This window comes from Streptomyces sp. NPDC127100, assembly GCF_042724095.1.
GTDB lineage: Bacteria > Actinomycetota > Actinomycetes > Streptomycetales > Streptomycetaceae > Streptomyces.
In genome coordinates this window covers 118,517-138,884 of sequence record NZ_JBHXFL010000015.1, presented here as the reverse complement: position 1 = coordinate 138,884, position 20,368 = coordinate 118,517, and the positions used below count along the sequence as shown (strand labels likewise).

Sequence of the window (20,368 nt, the reverse complement as noted above, 5' to 3'; positions counted from 1 at the left end):
CCCTACTACGCGGCCGAACGCGGCCTCGTCGACGACGTCATCGACCCCGCCGAGACCCGCGAGGTCCTCATCCGCTCCCTGGCGATGCTCCACACCAAGCACGCCGACCTGCCCTCCCGCAAGCACGGCAACCCGCCGCAGTGACCCGAGGAGCCACTCCCATGTCCATTTCCGACATCCGCGTCGAGAAGGGCCACGCCGAGCCCGAGGAAGTCGCCGCCATCACGGCCCTCCTGCTGGCCCGTGCCGCCGCCCGCCCCGCCGAGATCGCCCCGACCCACGGCGGGGGCCGCGTCCGCGCGGGCTGGCGCCGCCTGGAGCGCGAGCCCGGCTTCCGCGCCCCCCACAGCTGGCGCTGACCGCACCGAAGAGGCCCCCTCCACCAGGAGGGGGCCTCTTCGCGTCCCGGAGCAGGACCGGCAACCGCCCCCGGGCACACAACAGCCCCCGGCAGCCGGTGGCCGCAGGGGGCTGTGCGCTACCCGGTGTGACGGGTGCGGGGTGCTCGTCTAGCGCAGGCGCGCCATCAGCGCGTGCTCCACGAGAGTGATGAGCGCACTCTTGGCGTCGGCCCGGTGCCGCGCGTCCGTCGTGATGATCGGGGTGTCGGGGCCGATCTGCAGCGCCTCCCGGACCTCGTCCGGGTTGTACGGCTGCTGCCCGTCGAACCCGTTCAGGGCGATGACGAACGGCAGGCCGCTGTTCTCGAAGTAGTCGACCGCCGGGAAGCAGTCGGCCAGACGCCTCGTGTCGACCAGCACGACCGCGCCGATGGCGCCGCGCACCAGGTCGTCCCACATGAACCAGAAGCGGTCCTGGCCGGGCGTGCCGAACAGGTAGAGGATCAGGTCCTGGTCGAGCGTGATACGGCCGAAGTCCATGGCGACCGTGGTGGTCGTCTTGTCCCCCGTGTGGGTGAGGTCGTCGATACCCGCGGACGCGGATGTCATCACGGCCTCTGTGCGCAGCGGGTTGATCTCCGAGACGGCGCCGACGAACGTGGTCTTGCCCACGCCGAAACCGCCCGCCACCACGATCTTCGCGGACGTGGTGGAGCGGGAAGGCCCTCCGCTAGAGCTTGCGAAGTCCACTGAGCACCCTTTCGAGCAGTGTCACGTCTGGCTGGCCGCCGGCGTTCTCGTCGCCGCCGGGCTGATGGATGGCGACCAGGCCCGCCTCCGCCAAGTCGGCGACGAGGATCCTGGCCACGCCGAGAGGGATCGTCAGCAGGGCCGAGATCTCGGCCACCGACTTGATCTCCCGGCAGAGGTTGCAGATCCGCTGATGCTCGGGCAGCTGGCCCTGCATCTGGTGCGGCTGCGCGGTGGTGTGCACCAGCGCCTCGATGGCGAGCTGGTAACGCGGCCTGGTGCGGCCGCCCGTCATGGCGTACGGACGCACCAGGGGGTTGTTCGACGCCCCCGCGGGCGTCGGCTCGGGGGCGCGGCGCTGCGGCTGCACGGGCTGGATGCGCGGAGCGTGCGGCTGGTCGTACGGCGAAGGGCCGGGGCCCTGCGGCGCGTACGGCTGCCGGTGGCTCGGGGCGGAGGGGAAGCCGTACCCGTTCGCCGAGCCGTCGTTCTGGCCCTGCGCGGGGCCGTACGACCAGTTGCCCGAAGACGGACCGCCTGGGGGTGTTGCCACTTTTCTCCTCCTCCGACTGTGCCTGGCATCCAGCGCTGTGGAGCCGCGTCCCGAAACTTTACGGGCACGGGACGCCAAAACGCACCGTCTGTCCTTTAGTTGAGAAGGCTCCCCTGGAGCTCGGCTCGCAGATCCGGCGTCAGGACAGTGCCCGCACGGTCCACCAGAAGGGCCATCTCGTACCCAATGAGGCCGATGTCCGCCTCCGGGTGTGCGAGAACCGCGAGCGAGGAACCATCGGAAATGGACATGATGAAGAGGAATCCCCGCTCCATCTCCACAACCGTCTGGTTCACGCTGCCGCCCTCGAAGATGCGCGAGGCACCGGCGGTCAGCGAGGTCAGACCGGAGGCGACGGCCGCGAGCTGATCGGCGCGGTCGCGGGGGAACCCTTCGGACATCGCCAGAAGGAGTCCGTCGGCGGAGACCACCACCGTGTGGGACACCCCCGGGGTGTTGTCCACGAAGTTGGTGATCAACCAGTTCAGGTTCTGTGCCGCCTGGCTCATCGGGCTCACACTAACGCTCCTGGTTGTAGGTGCTGTCAGGACCACGGTGTTCATTCCTTGTGTCCTGGCCGTTCGTTTCACTGCCTGCGGTGCGGCCTCGTTGGACACCGCGTCGCAGGTTGCTCAGCCTGCCCCGGACGTCCTCCGGGGCGCGGGAGACCTGTGGGCCCCCCTGGGGAGTGGTTTCGGCGGCGCCCTCGACCAGGTTGGCCTTGGGAACCCGCCGCGGCAGGCCGGAGGAGGTCACCCCGCCCGCCTTCGGCTTGCGCAGCTGGGAGGCCTGCTGCCAGCGCTCGTCGTTGGCCGAGCGCCAGTCGTCGGGGCCGTCCGCCGCCGGAGCCGGTGCCGGTGCCTCGTGGTCCACGAGCCCCGTGTCGCCCTGACCGCCCGCGGGGGAACCGCGGCGCGGAAGGCCGGCGTCGGTGAGCTGGTGGGCGGCGGAGGGGGCCGGTCCCGGACGGTCGAAGCCTACGCGGTCCGCGTCGGCCACGTCAGCGGCCTGCGCGGAATCCGTCTCGGGTGTATCCGCAGGGTACTGGGCCTGGTAGCCGTTGTGGTAACCGTCCTGCTGGGGCCAGTCGTCCTGGTGGCGCCGCTGCTCGAAGGCCGAGTAGGGGTCCTGGGCGCCGGATTCGGCCGGCTGGTGCCCGCCCCGGCCCGGCTCGGCGTACGACGGGTCGGCGTAACCGCCGTTCGGCGCGTAGCCGTCGCCCTGGGGCAGGCCGCCGTTCGGCGCGTAGTACTGCTCCTCGTACGACGTCTGCTGCGGATCCGCGTACGCCTGCTGCTGGTCGGCGTAGGACGAGGGCCGGCCGTAGGAACCGCTCTGCTGTTCCTGGTAGCCGTCCTGGCCCTGGCCGTAGACCGGCTGCTGCCCGGTGAACGGGTCCTGGTACCCGGCCGCCTCGCCGTTGCCGTGGCCGTCGGGGTCCGCCGGACCCGGCAGCTCGGGCTGCGACTGGGCCTCCAGGGCGGCGCGGCGCTCCTCGCGCATCAGCGAGCGGCCGACGGGGTCGAGCTCGCGGATGTCGTCGGGGACCTCGGTGTAGCGGCTGTCGTCGAAGCCCAGTTCCGCGGCGGTCCGCATGGGCTGGCCGACCTGGCCGAAACCGTCGCCCCGGAAGTCCTGCTCCGGGATGATCTGCGAGACGGTGAACTCGTCGCGCTGCATCTGCTGCTCGCCGCCGCCACCGCCGTGCGTGATGGCGTCCGGGAGCATGACCAGCGAGGTGGTGCCCGCCTGCTCGCCCGAGGGGCGGAGCTGGACGCGGATGCCGTGCCGGTCGGACAGCCGGCCGACCACGAACAGGCCCATGCGCTGCGAGATCGCGGCGTCCACGGTCGGCGGGTTGGCCAGCTTGTGGTTGATGTCGGCGAAGTCCTCGGCGGTCAGGCCGATGCCCTTGTCGTGGATCTCGACCATCACACGGCCGTCGGGCAGCCGGGTCGCGGTGACGCGGACCTTGGTCTGCGGGGAGGAGAACGTGGTCGCGTTCTCCAGGAGCTCGGCCAGCAGGTGCACGAGGTCGGTCACGGCCCGGCCGTGGATCTCGGCCTCCGGCACGCCGGACAGCTCGATGCGCTCGTACTGCTCCACCTCGGAGGAGGCCGCGCGCAGCACGTCGACCAGCGGGACCGGCTGGTCCCAGCGGCGGCCGGGCTCCTCGCCGGCGAGGACCAGCAGGTTCTCGCCGTTGCGGCGCATACGGGTGGCGAGGTGGTCCAGCCGGAAGAGGTTCTCCAGCTGGTCGGGGTCGGCCTCGTTGTTCTCCAGGTCGGTGATCAGGCTCAACTGGCCCTCGATCAGCGACTGGTTGCGGCGCGACAGGTTGGTGAAGATCGCGTTGATGTTGCCCCGCAGCAGGGCCTGCTCGGAGGCGAGCCGGACCGCCTCGCGGTGCACCTGGTCGAAGGCGCGGGCGACTTCGCCGATCTCGTCGGTGGAGCTGATCGGGATCGGGGCCACACGGGTGTCGACCCGGCCGGGGTCCGTGCGGGAGAGCTGGTCGACCAGCGACGGCAGCCGCTGCTCGGCGATGCCGAAGGCGGCGTTGCGCAGCTGGCGCATGGAGCGGCTCATCTGGCGGGCCACCATGCCGGCCAGGACGAAGGCGGCGAGCAGGGCGAGGACGACCGCGGCACTCGTGATGTAGGTGTCCTGCTCGGCGTCGTCGGCGATGGCGGAGGCCTCCGCCACCGCCTTGTCGGCCATGTCCGACTCGATCTTGCCGTAGGCGTCGAACTTGAGGGTGTTGACCGCCCACCAGTTCTCCGGCGTGATGCCCTGCGCGGCCAGGGCGGCGCGGGCATCGGCGTCCGTGGAGTCCAGGCCGGCCAGCTCGGAGATCATGGTGGTCGGGTTGGCCGGCGGCGGCACGTAGTCCGGGTCCTTGGCCTTGGCCTCCTTGGCCATGGCCGCGCCGTCCTCCTTGAGCTTCGCCTCGGCGTCCTCGAGCTTCTGCGCGTCCGCCTCGGTGCCGCCGCCGATGTACTCCTCGACGGCGATGCGCTCGAGGTAGGCGTAGGAGGAGAGGGCGACGCGCTGGCTGGCGAGGTGGCTCGGCTCCGGACCCGGCTTGACCAGCATGTGCATGCCGATGGAGCGCTCCAGCGAGAGCGCCGCCTTGGTCAGGGAGATCGCGTAGACGGTACGGCCGTAGGAGGTGATGTTGCCGGTGCCCAGACCGAGCTCGTTGGCGAACTCCATCAGCGGGTGGGCGATCCCGGTGTAGCCCTCTTCCGTCTCCACGCCCTTGAGCTTGGAGGTGTAGGCGGTCGCGCGCAGGGTCTGGAGCTTGGGCTCCTGCTCGCGGAACACCTTGAGCCGGCGTTCCAGACCGGCCTTGGCCGGCATGTTCTGGGCGGCCTCGTCGAAGGCGTCGGCGGCGTCGTCCGTGGCCCCGCGGGCCTTGGCGACGGTCGCGTCCTTCTCGTCCTTGCCCTGCAGCAGCGGTGCGGCGGTGAGGTCGCGCTCGTTGTAGAGGGCACTGGCGTAACCGAGAGAGGCGCGCACCAGGCGTGCCGTGTTCTCGGCGTCCTCGGCGTCCTGCCAGGTGTCGATCGAGCTCTTCACCTGGAAGCCGCCCATGACGAGGCCGACCAGCACGGGTATGAGCAGGATCGCGTTCAGCCGGGTGGTCACCCGCCAGTTGCGCGGGGTGAAACGGCCGCCGCTCGGGGCGGGCGCGGCCGTAGGCTCCGAAGCGGGCACGGGGGCGGGCGCCGCTGCACGCGGCGGCGGGGTGAAGTTGCCCCGGGCCGATGGCTCGGGACTGCTCTTGCTTCGCCTCACTCGACCAACAACCTCTCGGCGGTCGGCACCTACGTCGTGCCGCTGTGTATCAGCGCCCAGTACGCCATCGAGTACGTGCTACTGCTGAGTACGTCTTTGACCATTGGGCAGTTCTCGCATTCCAGCACGACGACCTGCGCTCTTCCAAACAGTGGAACGAGCGGGTTACACGTGATGTAAGCCCCAGATAAAACGGTCAAAAAGAGCGAGGCCCGTCAAAAGACGGGGCCTCCGTGCGCACAGCGACACCGGTCGACCGCGAGCTGTGTCGGTACCACCCGATTCCTCTGCCGAAACGTTATGAACGCCGGAGCCGGCCGTGTCGAAGGACACAGCCGACTCCGGTACGTCTACGACAACTGCCGTAGTCCCTTGCCGAATTGGATCTTTCCGGCCGCGAGGGCCTACCGGAGACGCGCCATCAGCGCGTGTTCCACCAGCGTGATCAGCGCACTCTTGGCGTCGGCCCGGTGCCGCGCGTCCGTGGTGATGATCGGGGTGTCGGGGCCGATCTGCAGCGCCTCGCGCACCTCGTCCGGGGTGTACGGCTGCTGCCCGTCGAACCCGTTGAGCGCGACGACGAACGGCAGACCGCTGTTCTCGAAGTAGTCCACCGCCGGGAAGCAGTCGGCCAGCCGGCGGGTGTCGCACAGGACGACCGCGCCGATGGCGCCGCGTACCAGGTCGTCCCACATGAACCAGAAGCGGTCCTGGCCGGGCGTGCCGAACAGGTACAGGATCAGGTCCTGGTCGAGCGTGATGCGGCCGAAGTCCATGGCGACCGTGGTGGTCGTCTTGCCCCCGGCATGCGTGAGGTCGTCGATCCCCGCGCTGGCGGAGGTCATCACGGCCTCCGTACGCAGCGGGTTGATCTCGGAGACGGCGCCCACGAACGTGGTCTTGCCGACACCGAAGCCACCGGCCACCACGATCTTCGCGGAGGTGGTCGCCCGGCCTCCGTCAGAGCTTGCGAAGTCCACTGAGCACCCTTTCGAGCAGTGTCACGTCCGGCGCACCGCCGTTGTTCTCGTCGCCGCCCGGCTGGTGGATCGCGACGAGCCCGGCCTCGGCGAGGTCCGCGACCAGGATCCTGGCCACACCCAGCGGCATGGACAGCAGCGCCGACACCTCCGCCACCGACTTCACCTCGCGGCAGAGGTGGCAGATGCGCTGGTGCTCGGGAAGCAGCCCCATGAGCGCTGCCGGGTCGGCCGTCGTGCTGATCAGCGCCTCGATGGCGAGCTGGTAGCGCGGCCTCGTCCGGCCGCCGGTCATCGCGTATGGACGTACCAGCGGCTGGTCGCCCTCGTCCTCGTACGGCTCCGCGTACGGATCATGAGAGGCGGTGGGCGGGGTCATGAATCCTCCGGGCGGGACAGCAGGTCGGTCAGTCGTGCCGTCTGACGAGGCCGGTGGGGGGATTGTGGCGGCCGGACGGTGATTTGGTGAGACGGGTGGTGCCGGGGCCGATCAGTGGAGCAGACTGCCTTGCAGTTCGGCGCGCAGATCCGGGGTGAGGACCGCGCCCGCGCGGTCGACCAGCAGCGCCATCTCGTAGCCGACGAGGCCGATGTCGCACTCCGGGTGCGCGAGAACGGCGAGGGACGAGCCGTCCGAGACGGACATGAGGAAGAGGAACCCGCGTTCCATCTCCACGACCGTCTGGGCGACGCTGCCGCCCTCGAAGATCCGGGACGCCCCGGCCGTCAGCGAGGTCAGCCCCGAGGCGACCGCCGCGAGCTGATCGGCGCGGTCGCGCGGGAAGCCTTCCGACATCGCCAGAAGGAGTCCGTCGGCGGACACGACGACGGTGTGGGACACCCCTGGGGTGTTGTCCACGAAATTCGTGATCAACCAGTTGAGGTTCTGTGCCGCCTGGCTCATCGGGCTCAACTAACGCTCCTGCTGGTGAGTGGGCCGCGGGTAGCTGCCGGTCTGGTTGGTACCGGCCTGACGGCCCTGTGCGATTCCCCGACGGAGATTGGTCAGCCGGCCGCGCACCTCGTCGGGCGCGCGCGAAACCTGCGGACCGTTCTGGTGCGACTGCTGCTGAGCCGTGCCCGGGACCAGGTTGGCCCGGGGTACGCGGCGCGGCAGACCGGAGGTGGTGACACCGCCGGCCGCAGGCTGCCGGACGCGTTCGGCCTGCCGGACGAGGTCGTCGTTCGGCGAGCTGCGCCAGGCGGAGTCGGCGGGCCGCTGGGGGGCCGCCGGGGTCTGGGGCTGGGCCTGCGGTTCCGCGGCGGGCGCGGGTGCGGGGGCGTTGTTCTCCGCCCGCTCCCTGCGGTCGCCGTGGAACCAGTTGGTCTCCAGCGTGTCGTACAGCGGGGTGCGTCCGTCGCCGGGACCGGCGGCCGGCGGCAGGGCCCAGCCGTCGGCCGGCCGCTGCTGGGCCGGGGCACCGTGGCCGGGCTCCTGCTGGGCGGGGCGCTGCTGCGGGGCCGACGGGCGCGGGGCGCCGAAGTCGTTGCCCGCGGAGGCGCCGTTCACCTGAGGGCGCTCGAACTGGCCGGTGACGGCGGGGTCCTGACGGCCCGGCAGGCGGTGCTGCCCGGTCGAGCCGTCGCCGTACGCCGGGGCGCCCGGGAACTGGCCGGTCCGGGAGGGGTCGCCGGGACCCTGCTGGGCCGGCTGCCCCCCGAAGACGTCCGAGCGGACGAACGACCCGCCGTCGTGCTGCGGGGCGGCCGGCTCGGGCCGCGAGAACTGGTCGTCGTGCGGGGCGTTCGTGCCGCCGTGGCCGTACGGGTCCGCGGCGGGCTGGGCGAACTGGCCCGTGTTCAGCGGGTCGTCCCGGCGCGGCATCGGGGCGTCGAAGTCCGGGCGGGCGAACTCCGCCGTGGCGCCGGGGCCCTGGCTCTCGCCGAACCCGGGGAACGCCGGCATCTCGGACGTCGCGCCCGGACCCTGCTGGTCGCCGAAGCGCGGCGCCCGGTCCGTCCGGGAGGAGTCCGGCTCCTCGTGGCCGCGCGGGGCGTCCAGCGAGGCGCGCGGTACGGGCGGCTGCGCGTTCTCGTCGCTCCAGCTCGGCACGCGGGGCTGCTGGTCTCCGCCGGGCAGCTCGGCCCGCGGACCACCGCGCGGCGGGAGCTGCGGACGACGGCCCTGCTCGGCGTCGCCGCTGCCCTTGTTCTTGCGCTTGCCGCGCTGCGGCGGCACCGGGGCACGGCCGCCGAAGGCGTCCTGGCCCTGCGGGGCGTTCATGCCCGCGGCCTGCAGACCCTGCGGAGCACCGGGCGTCTGACCCGCGCCGGCCGGAGCCTGACGGCCCTGCTGGCCCTGCTGGTTCGGTGCTGCGGGGGACTGGGGCCCGCGCGCGCCACCCGGCGCACCCTGACGGCCGCCGGCGTCCCGCCCGGGCAGCGCGGCCCGCGGGCCCTGACCGGCACCGAGCCGGCCACCGCCCTGGGGACCGGCGCCGAGGGCGCCACCGCCACCGCCGCCACCGAAGGCACCGCCTGCGAAGGCGCCGCCACCGCCGAGCGCGCCGCCGTTCTGGCCACCGCGCCGGGCCGCCGCGACACCCGCCGCGGCCTGGGCCGCGGCCGGACCGCCGCCGCCCGCGGGCTGACCCGGCTTGGGCTGCGGCTTGCGGCCGCCCTGGGCGACGTCGACGGGCAGCATGACCAGCGCGGTCGTGCCGCCGGAGTCGGACGGACGGAGCTGGATGCGGATGCCGTGGCGCTGCGACAGGCGGCCGACCACGAACAGACCCATGCGCCGGGAGACCGAGACGTCCACGGTCGGCGGCGAGGCGAGCCGCTCGTTGATCGCGGCGAGGTCCTCGGGGGAGAGGCCGATGCCGGTGTCGTGGATCTCGATCAGCACGCGGCCGTCGGGCAGCGCGTGACCGGTGACCTTGACCTTGGTCTGCGGCGAGGAGAAGGACGTCGCGTTCTCGAGCAGCTCGGCGAGGAGGTGCACGAGGTCGTTGACCACGCGGCCGGCGACCTCGGTGGTCGGCACGGCGGCCAGCTCGATGCGCTCGTACTGCTCCACCTCGGAGGCGGCGGCGCGGAGCACGTCGACCAGCGGGACCGGGCGGGTCCACCGGCGGCCGGGCTCCTCACCGGCGAGGACGAGGAGGTTCTCACCGTTACGGCGCATGCGGGTGGCGAGGTGGTCGAGCTTGAACAGCGAGGAGAGCTGGTCCGGGTCGGCCTCGCGCGACTCCAGTTCGGAGATCAGCGAGAGCTGACGCTGGATGAGGCCCTGGGAGCGGCGCGAGAGGTTGGTGAACATCGCGTTGACGTTGCCCCGCAGCAGGGCCTGCTCGGCGGCCAGGCGGACCGCCTCGCGGTGCACGTCGTCGAAGGCCGCGGCCACCCGGCCGATTTCGTCCCGGGAGTGCACACCGACGGACTCCACCGAGGTGTCGACGTCCTGCGGGTCGGTCTCGGAGAGCTGCTTGACCAGCTCGGGCAGACGGTCCTGGGCGACCTTGGTCGCGGTCTCCTCCAGGCGGCGCAGCGAGCGGATCATGGACCGGGCCACGACGAACGCGCCGACCAGCGAGACGCCGAGCACGAGCAGGATCAGCACACCGGAGACGATCGCCTCCTGCTCCGACTCGCTGCGCAGCTCGCGGGCCTTCTGCTCCATGTCCTCCAGCAGGCGGAGCTCGATGTTCTTCATCTGCTGGATCTTGGTGGAGCTGTCGTCCAGCCAGTCCTGGTACGAGCGCTCGTCGAGGTCGGCCAGGCCGTTGACCCGGCCGAGGGCACGGCCGGCGTACTGGTCGGAGGACTCGATGACCGGGTTGCCCTGGGAGATCGGCTTGAGGAGGTCCTCGGCGCCGTCGCCGTAGATGCTGGTGAAGCTGCGGATCTCGGACGTCTGGCTCTGCAGCGCGGACTGGGCGTAGAGCCGGTCGTTCTCGGAGAGCTCGCCCTTGGTGGTGTTGCTCGCCGGGAGCGCCGCCGCGAGGACCGCGCGCTGGATGGACGCGTACTCCTTGGCCGAGGAGAAGGCCGCCAGGGCACGCGTGCGCTGGATCATCTCGGGGTTGCTGGTGGCCTCCGCCATGTCCTGCGAGAGGTCGAGCAGGTTGGTGATCAGGCGGTGGTAGGCCTCGACGGTCTGGGTCGAGTTCTTCTTGGCCGTGTAGGCGGTGCTGCGGATCTTGTTCAGGTCGTTCAGATCGCTCGCGAGGCCGACGAGGCTGTCGCGGACACCGACGAGATTGCCGTCCTTGCTGGCGGCGTCGATCTCCTCGGACTGGTCGAGGAAGTTCTTCAGCGCCCGGTCGGTCTTCTCCCGGTCGCCCTTGACGGCGATCGCGCTGGACGTCGAGCCGTGCGCCAGGGGGCCGGCGGACTGGTCGCGCTCCTCCTGGAGCGCGGCGGCCAGCTCGGTGGCCTGCTTGGTCATCTCCGTCAGCAGCTTCATGTTGTCGAGCTGCTGGATGTTGTCCATCGACTCGTTGATGCGCAGCGCGCCCAGCGAGGTGGCCGCGACCACCGGGAGGGCGAGCAGCGACACGAGACGGGTGGAGATCCGCCAGTTGCGCAGGGCTATGCGCGGGCCCGGGCCGGTCGAGCCCGTGGCCGGCTTGGCGGGCGTCTTCTGGCCGGGAGCCGACGAGTCCGCTCCCTGACCGGGGCGCCCGGAACGGTCGCCGCTGTCGCCGGACTGGGCCTGACCCGGGTTCTGGGCGTGCTGGGGCGAGGAGCTGACGGCCCTGGGGCCATTCCCGCCGTGCGGCTCCGGCTCCGCCGAAGCGCTGCCATCCCTCTTGAAACGTCCCTGCACTAGCGTCGCAACCTCTGGACCAGGCACCCGGCCGCGTGAACGGCTGGGCACGGTGTCGGCGTCATGGGGGCGCCCTGAATACGTCCCCGTGGCGGTCGTGAGTGACCGGCGCTGGTTCCCCCTTACGTGCCGCCGCTCGGCGCTGTGGTGCGCCCCCTGCGCGCCGGCTCGATCCTGCGGCGGTCCGTGGAATTCCAGCACAGTGCAGGATCTCCAACAAGGCCCGCGGGGCAGGCCGCGACATACGTGACAGCACGTGAGGGGCGGCTCACGGGCGGTAGAAAACGATCACCCGCAAAACGGGCGTATGCGGGTGAACCGTCGACGGACGGGCGGTGTCCCAGTCGCCATGATCAGGAGCGGAATAGTGCCTTCAGGGGGGCAATGTCGGTTTCGTCGCAGTGCGACGTCGGTCGGAATTGACCGGTTTGACCCTTGATAAGTGAGCAAACTCACACGCCGTTCCCCGCCTCTCCCCGGATCGGCGGGGAATTGCATGTTTAGCCTGACGCTTTACAGAGAAGGCAAAACCGACAACCCGCGCCCCCGCAGGGGTCACTTGCCCCCTCCAGGCGCCCGCACACGACAGGGTCTCGACAACCGTGAAGACGACGATGATGTTCCACAAGATCGCCAACCCGCGACGCACGACGCTGGCACACCTCGGTGGCGCCGACGAACTGCGGACGCCGGAACAGCCGGAGCACGCCGTCGAGCTCCCCACCCAGACCGCCAACCCCCGGCGCACGGTCCTCATGGACCTCCCCGTCGCGGCCGCCGCCGCAGAGTAGTACGCCCCCCGGCCGCGCGACGTTCAGCCGCCCGGCCCCCCACGGGCCCACGGGCGCCCGCGCACGCCGCTCCACGAGGAGCCACGGCGGGCCATGCGCAGGGCGCCCGCCCCTGTGCCGCGTTAGCCTGGAGCGTCAGACTCCCGCCAGCTCAGTCAAGGGGCCACACAACCCGTGCGCATCGCCAGGTTCTCCATCGACGGGAACGTCGCCTTCGGCGCGGTCGAGGGCGACCAGCCGGACGAGCTCGTCCTCGACATCATCAAGGGCATCCCCTTCGCGGACTTCGAGCTCTCCGGCACCAAGGTGCCGCTGAGCAAGGTGCGGCTGCTGCCGCCGGTGCTCCCCAACAAGGTCGTGGCCTTCGGCCGCAACTACGCGGAGCACGCCCGCGAACTCGGCAACGAGGTGCCCGACGCCCCGTTCGCCTTCTTCAAGCCGTCCACCTCGGTCATCGGCCCCGGCGACGCGATCCAGTACCCCTCCTTCTCCGAGGAACTGCACCACGAGGCCGAGCTCGCCGTCGTCATCGGGCGCATGTGCCGCGAGGTCCCGCGCGACCGCGTCAAGGACGTCGTCCTCGGCTACACCTGCGCCAACGACATCACCGCCCGCGACGTGCAGCGCCGCGAGAAGCAGTGGGCCCGCGCCAAGGGCTTCGACTCCTCCTGCCCGCTCGGCCCCTGGGTGGAGACGGACCTGGACCCGGACGACCTGACGATCCAGCTCACGGTCAACGGCGCCCAGCGCCAGCTCGGCCGCACCAGCGAGATGATCCACTCCGTCGCGGACCTGATCGTCAACATCTCCGAGGCCATGACGCTGCTCCCCGGCGACGTGATCCTCACGGGCACCCCGGCCGGAGTCGGCCCCCTCAACGTCGGCGACGAAGTCGCCGTCACCATCGAAGGCATCGGCACTCTCACCAACAAGGTTGTCAAGCGTGGCTAGCGCACCCGGCTCCCCCGTACGCGTCCGATTCTGTCCGTCCCCCACCGGCAACCCCCACGTGGGCCTGGTCCGCACCGCCCTGTTCAACTGGGCGTTCGCCAAGCACCACCAGGGCACGCTGGTCTTCCGCATCGAGGACACCGACGCGGCCCGCGACTCCGAGGAGTCGTACAACCAGCTGCTCGACTCGCTGCGCTGGCTGGGCTTCGACTGGGACGAGGGCCCCGAGGTCGGCGGCCCCCACGCGCCGTACCGCCAGTCCCAGCGCATGGACATCTACAAGGACGTCGCCCAGCAGCTCCTGGACGCCGGCCACGCCTACCACTGCTACTGCTCCCAGGAGGAGCTGGACACCCGGCGCGAGGCCGCCCGCGCCGCCGGCAAGCCCTCCGGCTACGACGGCCACTGCCGCGAGCTGAGCGCCGCGCAGGTCGAGGAGTACCGGGCCCAGGGCCGCGAGCCGATCGTCCGCTTCCGGATGCCCGACGAGACCATCACCTTCACCGACCTGGTCCGCGGCGAGATCACGTACCTCCCGGAGAACGTCCCGGACTACGGCATCGTCCGGGCCAACGGGGCGCCCCTCTACACGCTGGTCAACCCGGTCGACGACGCCCTGATGGAGATCACCCACGTCCTGCGCGGCGAGGACCTGCTCTCCTCGACACCCCGCCAGGTCGCCCTGTACAAGGCGCTGATCGAGATCGGCGTCGCCAAGGAGATCCCGGCCTTCGGCCACCTGCCGTACGTGATGGGCGAGGGCAACAAGAAGCTCTCCAAGCGCGACCCGCAGTCGAGCCTCAACCTCTACCGCGAGCGCGGCTTCCTCCCCGAGGGCCTGCTCAACTACCTCTCCCTGCTCGGCTGGTCGCTCTCCGCCGACCAGGACATCTTCTCGATCGACGAGATGGTCGCCGCCTTCGACGTCTCCGACGTGCAGCCGAACCCGGCCCGCTTCGACCTGAAGAAGTGCGAGGCGATCAACGCCGACCACATCCGCATGCTCGAGGTGAAGGACTTCACCGAGCGCTGCCGCCCCTGGCTGAAGGCCCCTGTCGCCCCCTGGGCGGCCGAGGACTTCGACGAGGCCAAGTGGCAGGCGATCGCGCCCCACGCGCAGACCCGCCTGAAGGTCCTCTCCGAGATCACGGACAACGTCGACTTCCTGTTCCTGCCGGAGCCGGTCTTCGACGAGGCGTCCTGGACCAAGGCGATGAAGGAGGGCTCGGACGCCCTGCTCGGCACGGCGCGCGAGAAGCTGGACGCGGCCGACTGGTCGTCCCCGGAGTCCCTCAAGGAGGCCGTCCTGGCCGCCGGCGAGGCCCACGGCCTCAAGCTCGGCAAGGCCCAGGCCCCCGTCCGCGTCGCTGTCACCGGCCGCACGGTCGGCCTGCCCCTCTTCGAGTCCCTGGAGGTCCTGGGCAAGGAGAAGGCGCTGGCCCGCATCGACGCGGCGCTGGCGAGGCTCGCGGCGTAACACCCGTACCCGTGCGAAGGGGCGGCACCCGGCCGGGTGCCGCCCCTTCGCCGTCGGCGCCGGTGTCGGTGGGTCCGGCTACGGTTCGGCCCACCGAGTTCCTTGATCAGAAAGGCGCGCCGTCATGCCGATGTCCCCTCGCGACTACACCTGGCTGTTCACGCCGGGCAGCACGTTCAGCCACCCCTCCGGGACCACCGGCGTGATCCACGTGGCCGACGGCGGCGAGCTGGACCTGCCCACCGGCCGGGTCGTCGCCTGCGACCCCTTCGTGTACCTCGGCACCGGGGACATCGAGCCCTTCACGGCCACGGTCGCCCCCGGCCGCTACCGCGTCGAGGCCGCCGTCGCCACCCTGTCCCGCCCCGGCGAGGCCCCGGCCGCCCGCCCCCACCGCCGGGTGGCGGCGGCACGCCTGGTCATCCGCGACGAACCCACCGTGACCTGGGAGTTGGCCCTGTGCCCCGGCCAGGACCCGGCCGACCTCGGCGACGACGAGTTCTACGGCTACGGCGTCGACGCCGGCACCGGCTGCTTCTACGACGCCTCGGCCGACGGGGGCTTCCCCCAGGCGCAGGAGGACGAGGGGCCGCTGTGGGACGCCTTCGAGGACAGCGAGTGGTCGGAGGGGCCCCATCTCGTCACGTCCCCCGGCACCGGGCACACCCTGGCCGCCTTCACCTCGGGCTGGGGCGACGGGGCCTATCCCACCTGGACGGGCCGCCGCGCCGACGGCGAGGTCACCTGCTTCGTCACCGACTTCTTCGTGGCCCCGGACCCCTCCGGCGCCGTGGTCTGACCGGCCCGCGCGGCGCGGTCGCCCGACACGCCCGGTCCCGCGCGTTACCGTCGGACCATGAGCATTCGCGCCGTGGTCTGGGACGTCGACGACACCCTCTTCGACTACACCACCGCCGACCGCGAGGGCATGCGCGCCCACCTGGTGGCCGAGGGCCTGCTCGCCGGGTACGGGTCGCCCGAGGAGGCCCTCGTGCGCTGGCGGGAGATCACCGAACAGCAGTGGGCCCGCTTCGCCGCCGGCGAGGTGGACTTCGCCACACAGCGGCGCGACCGCACCCGGGTCTTCCTGGGCCGCCCGGACCTGACGGACGCCGAGGCCGACGACTGGTTCCAGCGCTACGTCACGCACTACGAGGCCGCCTGGTCCCTCTTCCCCGACGTCCTGCCAGTCCTCGACGCCCTCTCCGCCAGCCACCGACACGCCGTGCTGTCCAACTCCAGTCTGACCGTCCAGGACCGCAAGCTGCGGGTCCTCGGCGTGCACGACCGCTTCGAGGCGATCCTGTGCGCCGCCGAGCTGGGCGTCTCCAAGCCCGAGCCCGGCGCCTTCCTGGCGGCCTGCGAGACCCTGTCGCTGGCGCCTGACCAGGTCGCTTACGTCGGTGACCACCCGGAGATCGACGGACGCGGCGCCCACGACGCCGGGCTGCTGTCGGTCTGGATCGACCGCGGCGGCGCCTACGCGACCGTCGACCCGCCCGCCGGGCCGCGCCGCATCGCGTCCCTCTCCGAACTCCCCGCGCTCCTCCGCGCCGATACCCGTTTTGGAGCCCCGTCCACCTTCAGGTAATGTTCTTCCTGCGCCGCCGGGGAGCGGGCCGAAAGGCCAGGAACCGGAAGCGCAAAGCTAGAACAAGATCCCCGCAGGGGCTTGCGTTCCAGTGGCCTATGGTGTAATTGGCAGCACGACTGATTCTGGTTCAGTTAGTCTTGGTTCGAGTCCAGGTAGGCCAGCTCGCAGAGCTCATCTGCGCCGCGGAGATCATCCGCAAAGCCCCCGTTGTGTAGCGGCCTAGCACGCTGCCCTCTCAAGGCAGTAGCGCCGGTTCGAATCCGGTCGGGGGTACAGATCCTTCTCGCGAGGACGGTCAGGGTAGCTCCCGCCGGCCTCGACGCAGGATCGCTAGGGCCCCCGTTGTGTAGCGGCCTAGCACGCCGCCCTCTCAAGGCGGTAGCGCCGGTTCGAATCCGGTCGGGGGTACTGACTGGTCTAAACCATCATTGGTCTATGGTGTAATTGGCAGCACGACTGATTCTGGTTCAGTTAGTCTTGGTTCGAGTCCAGGTAGACCAGCTCGGACCTGCGGCGGTGTAGTATTCAACGCTTGCAGTGTCCAGGCCCCCGTTGTGTAGCGGCCTAGCACGCCGCCCTCTCAAGGCGGTAGCGCCGGTTCGAATCCGGTCGGGGGTACGAGTCCGAAGGGGGCTCCCGTTCAGGCGGGAGCCCCCTTCGGCGTTCACTCGATGCCGTACCGCCGCGCCGATTCCTCCTCCTGCGCCAGCCGGTGCAGCGCCCGCAGCACGGGCTGGAAGAGCACCGCCGCGGCGACCGCCAGCTCGACCCTCTCCTCCTCCGAGCCCCGGCTCTCCATGAAGTCCAGGTCCCGCCGGGCCACCTCGTGCATCAACTCCCCGTACGGCGCCATCAGTTCCGCGTCCCACGGATAGTCCAGCCGCCGCAGCGCGGCCACCGCCACCACCAGCGAGCGGTGCACGGGGGAGAGGGGGGCCAGCTCCCGGGCGGTCTCCCAGCCCAGCATCTCCAGCAGGCGGTCCACCTCGGCCCGCGCCGCCACCACGGCCGGTTCCTCCTCGTCCGGCTCCGCGTCCTGCGGCAGCGCCCACAGGGCAGCCCCCAGCCGGATCGTGCGGCCCAGGGAGTCGTCGTCGACGTGCCCGAGCACCTCCCGCGCGGTCGCCACCGGCACCTTGCCCACCTGGATCAGCGCCCGCACCAGACGCAGCCGGCGCAGATGCTGCTCGTCGTACTCGGCCGTGGTCGCGTTGACCTGCCGGCCCGGCGGCAACAGGCCCTCGCGCAGGTAGTACTTGATCGTCGCGGTGGAGACCCCGCTGCGCTTGCTCAGATCGGCCAGTCGCATCCCTTGCGCCCTTTCCTGGATACCGGCACTATCCAAGCACGCGGCACTGGACAGTGCCGCTCACCAACACGGGGAGGCGCCATGCCCGGCCAGTCCGTCATCGCGGGTCGCACCACCGCCGGAGCCGAGGGAGAGGTCACCGTCCTGCTGATCGGCATGAGGATCAACCGGTTCTGGGCGGTCCACCACTGGCTGCCGGTCCTCCTCGCCATGCTCCGCATGCTCCGGGAGCTCGCGAAGGCCCCGGACCGGGGAGTGCTGGGGCACGTCCTGCTCACGGCCTCGCCGCGGACGTACTACGTCGTCCAGTACTGGGAGTCCAAGGAGAAGCTCTACCGGTACGCGCACTCGCCCGACATGTTCCACCACCGGGTCTGGGCGGTCATCAACCGCAAGGAGCGGGCGGGCAGGGTGCGGCAGCACGTCGGTCTGTGGCACGAGGCGTACGTCGTACCCGAGGGGTCGTACGAGTCGATCTACGCCGACATGCCGGCCTTCGGGCTCGCGGCGGCCCACGGACAGGTGCCGCTCGAGGAGCGGGGCAGGCGCGCGCGGGACCGGCACGCGTACCGGTCGCGGGAGAAGGCGGCCCCCGGGAAGGCCCCCTCGCGGGAGGCGTGAGACCGGGGGCGTGAGACCGGGGGAGGGCCTGCCGCGGCGTTGAGGCGGGCCCGTTCCCGGTCGGGTGTCGGTGGGGGTGTGGTCAGCCGGTGCGGCGCAGGGCCTCGGAGAGGCGGCCGGCGGCGTCGATGACGGCCTGGGCGTGCATCCGGCCCGGGTGGCGGGTCAGGCGCTCGATGGGGCCGGAGACCGAGACGGCGGCCACCACGCGGTTGGAGGGGCCGCGCACCGGGGCGGAGACGGACGCGACGCCGGGCTCCCGCTCGCCGATGGACTGGGCCCAGCCCCGGCGGCGGACGCCGGACAGGGCGGTCGCCGTGAACCGGGCGCCCTGCAGGCCGCGGTGCAGCCGCTCGGGCTCCTCCCAGGCCATGAGGATCTGCGCCGAGGAGCCGGCCTTCATGGTGAGCGTGGAGCCGACCGGGACGGTGTCCCGCAGGCCCGACAGACGCTCGGCCGCGGCCACGCAGATGCGCATGTCGCCCTGGCGGCGGTAGAGCTGGGCGCTCTCGCCCGTGACGTCGCGCAGGTGGGTGAGCACCGGGCCCGCCGTCGCCAGGAGGCGGTCCTCACCGGCCGCCGCGGCCAGCTCGGCCAGGCGCGGACCCAGGATGAAACGGCCCTGCATGTCGCGCGCCACCATACGGTGGTGTTCCAGCGCCACGGCCAGGCGGTGGGCCGTGGGTCGTGCCAGTCCGGTCGCCGCGACCAACCCCGCGAGGGTGGCCGGACCGGACTCCAGAGCGCTCAGGACGAGGGCCGCCTTGTCCAGAACGCCGACGCCGCTACTGTTGTCCATGCAACGATACTCCCGTCTCACTCTGTGAAACGCAAGTTCAATTTCCCGTGGAACCCGCCACTCTGGATGGCACGAAGTCACAAAACGGCCCGTGACGAAAGGGCCTGGCGGCGGTTGCCCGGAATCAGGGGTGAGGGCGCTGCCTCCTCAAGATCTCTAGTTGGGTCGGCGCGTTGTCGCCGGCCGGAGGGAAAGCGATGGGTAGGACACTCGCGGAGAAGGTCTGGGACGACCACGTCGTCCGGCGCGCCGAGGGCGAGCCCGACCTCCTCTTCATCGATCTGCACCTGCTGCACGAGGTGACCAGCCCGCAGGCCTTCGACGGCCTCCGCAAGAGCGGCCGCCCGGTGCGCCGGCTCGACCTGACCATCGCCACCGAGGACCACAACACCCCGACGCTCGACATCGACAAGCCCATCGCGGACCCGGTCTCCCGGGCCCAGCTGGAGACGCTGCGCAAGAACTGCGCCGAGTTCGGCGTCCGGCTGCACCCGCTGGGCGACGTGGAGCAGGGCGTCGTGCACGTCGTCGGCCCCCAGCTCGGTCTGACCCAGCCCGGCACCACCGTGGTCTGCGGCGACTCGCACACGTCCACGCACGGTGCCTTCGGCGCCCTCGCGTTCGGTATCGGCACCTCCCAGGTCGAGCACGTGCTGGCCACCCAGACGCTGCCGATGGCCCGCCCGAAGACCATGGCGATCACCGTCAACGGTGAGCTGCCCGACGGAGTCACGGCCAAGGACCTGATCCTCGCGATCATCGCGAGGATCGGCACCGGCGGCGGCCAGGGCTACATCCTGGAGTACCGCGGCGAGGCCATCGAGAAGCTCTCGATGGAGGCCCGCATGACCATCTGCAACATGTCGATCGAGGCCGGCGCCCGCGCGGGCATGATCGCCCCCGACGAGACCACCTTCGCCTACCTCCAGGGCCGTCCGCACGCCCCCGAGGGAGCGGACTGGGACGCGGCGGTCGAGTACTGGCGGACGCTGCGCACGGACGACGACGCCGAGTTCGACGCCGAGGTGGTCGTCGAGGCCGCCGAGCTGTCGCCGTTCGTCACCTGGGGCACCAACCCGGGCCAGGGCGCTCCGCTTTCCGCCGCCGTTCCCGACCCGGCTTCGTACGAGGACGCCTCGGAGCGCCTCGCCGCCGAAAAGGCCCTGGAGTACATGGGGTTGGAGGCCGGGCAGCCGCTGCGCTCCATCGAGGTGGACACCGTCTTCGTAGGTTCGTGCACCAACGGCCGCATCGAGGACCTGCGCGCCGCCGCCGAGATCGTCCGGGACCGCAAAGTCGCCGACGGCGTACGGATGCTGGTCGTCCCCGGCTCCGCTCGCGTGGGTCTGCAGGCCGTTTCCGAGGGCCTGGACGTCGTCTTCAAGGAGGCCGGCGCCGAGTGGCGGCACGCGGGCTGCTCGATGTGCCTCGGCATGAACCCGGACCAGCTGGCCCCGGGCGAGCGCTCCGCGTCCACGTCCAACCGCAACTTCGAGGGACGGCAGGGCAAGGGCGGCCGCACCCACCTGGTGTCGCCGCAGGTCGCCGCCGCGACGGCCGTACTGGGCCACCTGGCCTCCCCGGCCGACCTGTCCGCCGCCGACGCCCCCACGCCCGCTGGAGTCTGAGA

19 protein-coding genes and 5 tRNA genes are annotated in these 20,368 nt (G+C 71.3%); 14 read left to right on the top strand and 10 right to left on the bottom strand.

Translation table 11 applies throughout. The annotated features are described in order from the left end of the window. Together ACFWJB_RS17225 and ACFWJB_RS17220 are read left to right on the top strand one after the other, a co-directional pair. Positions 1–144, top strand: a 144-nt coding sequence (locus ACFWJB_RS17225) for a carboxyl transferase domain-containing protein (protein WP_360352095.1), incomplete at its 5' end; no start/stop codon positions are given. A 17-nt stretch (positions 145–161) separates the two neighbouring features. Further along, complete coding sequence (locus ACFWJB_RS17220; protein WP_386923067.1) at positions 162–359, top strand: acyl-CoA carboxylase epsilon subunit; 198 nt, start codon at positions 162–164, stop codon at positions 357–359. Positions 360–509: 150 nt separating this feature from the next. Here the strand turns inward: ACFWJB_RS17220 and ACFWJB_RS17215 are convergent, their stop codons facing one another. From ACFWJB_RS17215 to ACFWJB_RS17180, 8 genes are all read right to left on the bottom strand, one after another. Next, positions 510–1,091 (bottom strand): ATP/GTP-binding protein, encoded by a 582-nt coding sequence (locus ACFWJB_RS17215; RefSeq protein WP_043432136.1) that lies wholly within the window; start codon positions 1,089–1,091, stop codon positions 510–512. Further along, the gene (locus tag ACFWJB_RS17210) at positions 1,072–1,644 is read right to left on the bottom strand and encodes a DUF742 domain-containing protein (protein WP_385458356.1); all 573 of its coding nucleotides are present in this window, start codon (positions 1,642–1,644) and stop codon (positions 1,072–1,074) included. Before ACFWJB_RS17210 ends, ACFWJB_RS17215 begins: the two co-directional genes overlap by 20 nt. 95 nt (positions 1,645–1,739) lie before the next feature. Further along, positions 1,740–2,153 (bottom strand): roadblock/LC7 domain-containing protein, encoded by a 414-nt coding sequence (locus ACFWJB_RS17205; RefSeq protein ID WP_004983065.1) that lies wholly within the window; start codon positions 2,151–2,153, stop codon positions 1,740–1,742. A gap of 10 nt (positions 2,154–2,163) precedes the next feature. After that, positions 2,164–5,445, bottom strand: a complete 3,282-nt coding sequence (locus ACFWJB_RS17200; protein ID WP_386923064.1) for a nitrate- and nitrite sensing domain-containing protein — start codon at positions 5,443–5,445, stop codon at positions 2,164–2,166. A 404-nt stretch (positions 5,446–5,849) separates the two neighbouring features. Beyond that, entirely contained in the window at positions 5,850–6,425 is a 576-nt protein-coding gene (locus ACFWJB_RS17195) for an ATP/GTP-binding protein (RefSeq protein WP_161164401.1), read from the bottom strand. Continuing rightward, positions 6,406–6,804 carry a DUF742 domain-containing protein gene (locus tag ACFWJB_RS17190; RefSeq protein WP_003997626.1) on the bottom strand — a complete coding sequence of 133 codons (399 nt, stop codon included), beginning with the start codon at positions 6,802–6,804 and terminating at the stop codon, positions 6,406–6,408. The genes ACFWJB_RS17195 and ACFWJB_RS17190 overlap by 20 nt, the downstream gene beginning before the upstream one ends. 111 nt (positions 6,805–6,915) lie before the next feature. Next, complete coding sequence (locus tag ACFWJB_RS17185) at positions 6,916–7,329, bottom strand: roadblock/LC7 domain-containing protein (protein WP_003993189.1); 414 nt, start codon at positions 7,327–7,329, stop codon at positions 6,916–6,918. A gap of 9 nt (positions 7,330–7,338) precedes the next feature. After that, on the bottom strand, positions 7,339–11,196 hold the full coding sequence (locus tag ACFWJB_RS17180; protein WP_386923061.1) for a nitrate- and nitrite sensing domain-containing protein: 3,858 nt from the start codon (positions 11,194–11,196) through the stop codon (positions 7,339–7,341). 602 nt (positions 11,197–11,798) lie between these two features. Between ACFWJB_RS17180 and ACFWJB_RS17175 the strand changes: the two genes are divergently transcribed. From ACFWJB_RS17175 to ACFWJB_RS17130, 10 genes are all read left to right on the top strand, one after another. Next, the gene (locus tag ACFWJB_RS17175; protein ID WP_385458424.1) at positions 11,799–11,987 is read left to right on the top strand and encodes a hypothetical protein; all 189 of its coding nucleotides are present in this window, start codon (positions 11,799–11,801) and stop codon (positions 11,985–11,987) included. Between the two features lie 174 nt (positions 11,988–12,161). After that, complete coding sequence (locus tag ACFWJB_RS17170) at positions 12,162–12,938, top strand: fumarylacetoacetate hydrolase family protein (RefSeq protein WP_385458358.1); 777 nt, start codon at positions 12,162–12,164, stop codon at positions 12,936–12,938. Next, on the top strand, positions 12,931–14,415 hold the full coding sequence (gene gltX, locus ACFWJB_RS17165; RefSeq protein ID WP_385458359.1) for a glutamate--tRNA ligase: 1,485 nt from the start codon (positions 12,931–12,933) through the stop codon (positions 14,413–14,415). The genes ACFWJB_RS17170 and gltX overlap by 8 nt, the downstream gene beginning before the upstream one ends. Before the next feature lie 124 nt (positions 14,416–14,539). Then, positions 14,540–15,214, top strand: coding sequence for a DUF4241 domain-containing protein (locus ACFWJB_RS17160; protein ID WP_385464700.1), 675 nt, complete (start codon positions 14,540–14,542; stop codon positions 15,212–15,214). 57 nt (positions 15,215–15,271) lie between these two features. Further along, complete coding sequence (locus ACFWJB_RS17155; RefSeq protein WP_386923058.1) at positions 15,272–16,006, top strand: HAD family hydrolase; 735 nt, start codon at positions 15,272–15,274, stop codon at positions 16,004–16,006. Positions 16,007–16,098: 92 nt separating this feature from the next. Next, positions 16,099–16,170 (top strand) — tRNA-Gln (locus tag ACFWJB_RS17150). A 39-nt stretch (positions 16,171–16,209) separates the two neighbouring features. After that, positions 16,210–16,282 (top strand) — tRNA-Glu (locus ACFWJB_RS17145). Between the two features lie 62 nt (positions 16,283–16,344). Further along, positions 16,345–16,417, top strand: a tRNA-Glu gene (locus ACFWJB_RS17140). Positions 16,418–16,438: 21 nt separating this feature from the next. Continuing rightward, positions 16,439–16,510: transfer RNA gene (locus ACFWJB_RS17135), tRNA-Gln, on the top strand. Positions 16,511–16,554: 44 nt separating this feature from the next. Then, positions 16,555–16,627, top strand: a tRNA-Glu gene (locus ACFWJB_RS17130). Positions 16,628–16,673: 46 nt separating this feature from the next. On the opposite strand, the gene ACFWJB_RS17125 is transcribed toward ACFWJB_RS17130, so the two are convergent. Then, positions 16,674–17,318 carry a MerR family transcriptional regulator gene (locus tag ACFWJB_RS17125; RefSeq protein ID WP_386923056.1) on the bottom strand — a complete coding sequence of 215 codons (645 nt, stop codon included), beginning with the start codon at positions 17,316–17,318 and terminating at the stop codon, positions 16,674–16,676. An 81-nt stretch (positions 17,319–17,399) separates the two neighbouring features. Between ACFWJB_RS17125 and ACFWJB_RS17120 the strand changes: the two genes are divergently transcribed. Further along, positions 17,400–17,939 (top strand): DUF4188 domain-containing protein, encoded by a 540-nt coding sequence (locus ACFWJB_RS17120; RefSeq protein WP_386923054.1) that lies wholly within the window; start codon positions 17,400–17,402, stop codon positions 17,937–17,939. An 82-nt stretch (positions 17,940–18,021) separates the two neighbouring features. Here the strand turns inward: ACFWJB_RS17120 and ndgR are convergent, their stop codons facing one another. After that, positions 18,022–18,738 carry an IclR family transcriptional regulator NdgR gene (gene ndgR / locus ACFWJB_RS17115; protein WP_010984119.1) on the bottom strand — a complete coding sequence of 239 codons (717 nt, stop codon included), beginning with the start codon at positions 18,736–18,738 and terminating at the stop codon, positions 18,022–18,024. A 197-nt stretch (positions 18,739–18,935) separates the two neighbouring features. On the opposite strand from ndgR, the gene leuC reads away from it, so the two are divergent. Beyond that, a complete protein-coding gene (gene leuC / locus ACFWJB_RS17110; RefSeq protein WP_385464687.1) occupies positions 18,936–20,366 on the top strand; it encodes a 3-isopropylmalate dehydratase large subunit in 1,431 nt (476 codons plus the stop codon). Positions 20,367–20,368: the final 2 nt, after the last annotated feature.

Bases quoted from the DNA above. Each gene is read 5' to 3' on its own strand.
- ACFWJB_RS17220 (WP_386923067.1), top strand. From the start codon at position 162: ATGTCCATTTCCGACATCCGCGTCGAGAAGGGCCACGCCGAGCCCGAG.
- ACFWJB_RS17205 (WP_004983065.1), bottom strand. From the start codon at position 2,153: ATGAGCCAGGCGGCACAGAACCTGAACTGGTTGATCACCAACTTCGTG.
- ACFWJB_RS17190 (WP_003997626.1), bottom strand. From the start codon at position 6,804: ATGACCCCGCCCACCGCCTCTCATGATCCGTACGCGGAGCCGTACGAG.
- ACFWJB_RS17185 (WP_003993189.1), bottom strand. From the start codon at position 7,329: ATGAGCCAGGCGGCACAGAACCTCAACTGGTTGATCACGAATTTCGTG.
- ACFWJB_RS17160 (WP_385464700.1), top strand. From the start codon at position 14,540: ATGCCGATGTCCCCTCGCGACTACACCTGGCTGTTCACGCCGGGCAGC.
- ACFWJB_RS17155 (WP_386923058.1), top strand. From the start codon at position 15,272: ATGAGCATTCGCGCCGTGGTCTGGGACGTCGACGACACCCTCTTCGAC.
- ACFWJB_RS17125 (WP_386923056.1), bottom strand. From the start codon at position 17,318: ATGCGACTGGCCGATCTGAGCAAGCGCAGCGGGGTCTCCACCGCGACG.
- ACFWJB_RS17120 (WP_386923054.1), top strand. From the start codon at position 17,400: ATGCCCGGCCAGTCCGTCATCGCGGGTCGCACCACCGCCGGAGCCGAG.
- ndgR (WP_010984119.1), bottom strand. From the start codon at position 18,738: ATGGACAACAGTAGCGGCGTCGGCGTTCTGGACAAGGCGGCCCTCGTC.
- leuC (WP_385464687.1), top strand. From the start codon at position 18,936: ATGGGTAGGACACTCGCGGAGAAGGTCTGGGACGACCACGTCGTCCGG.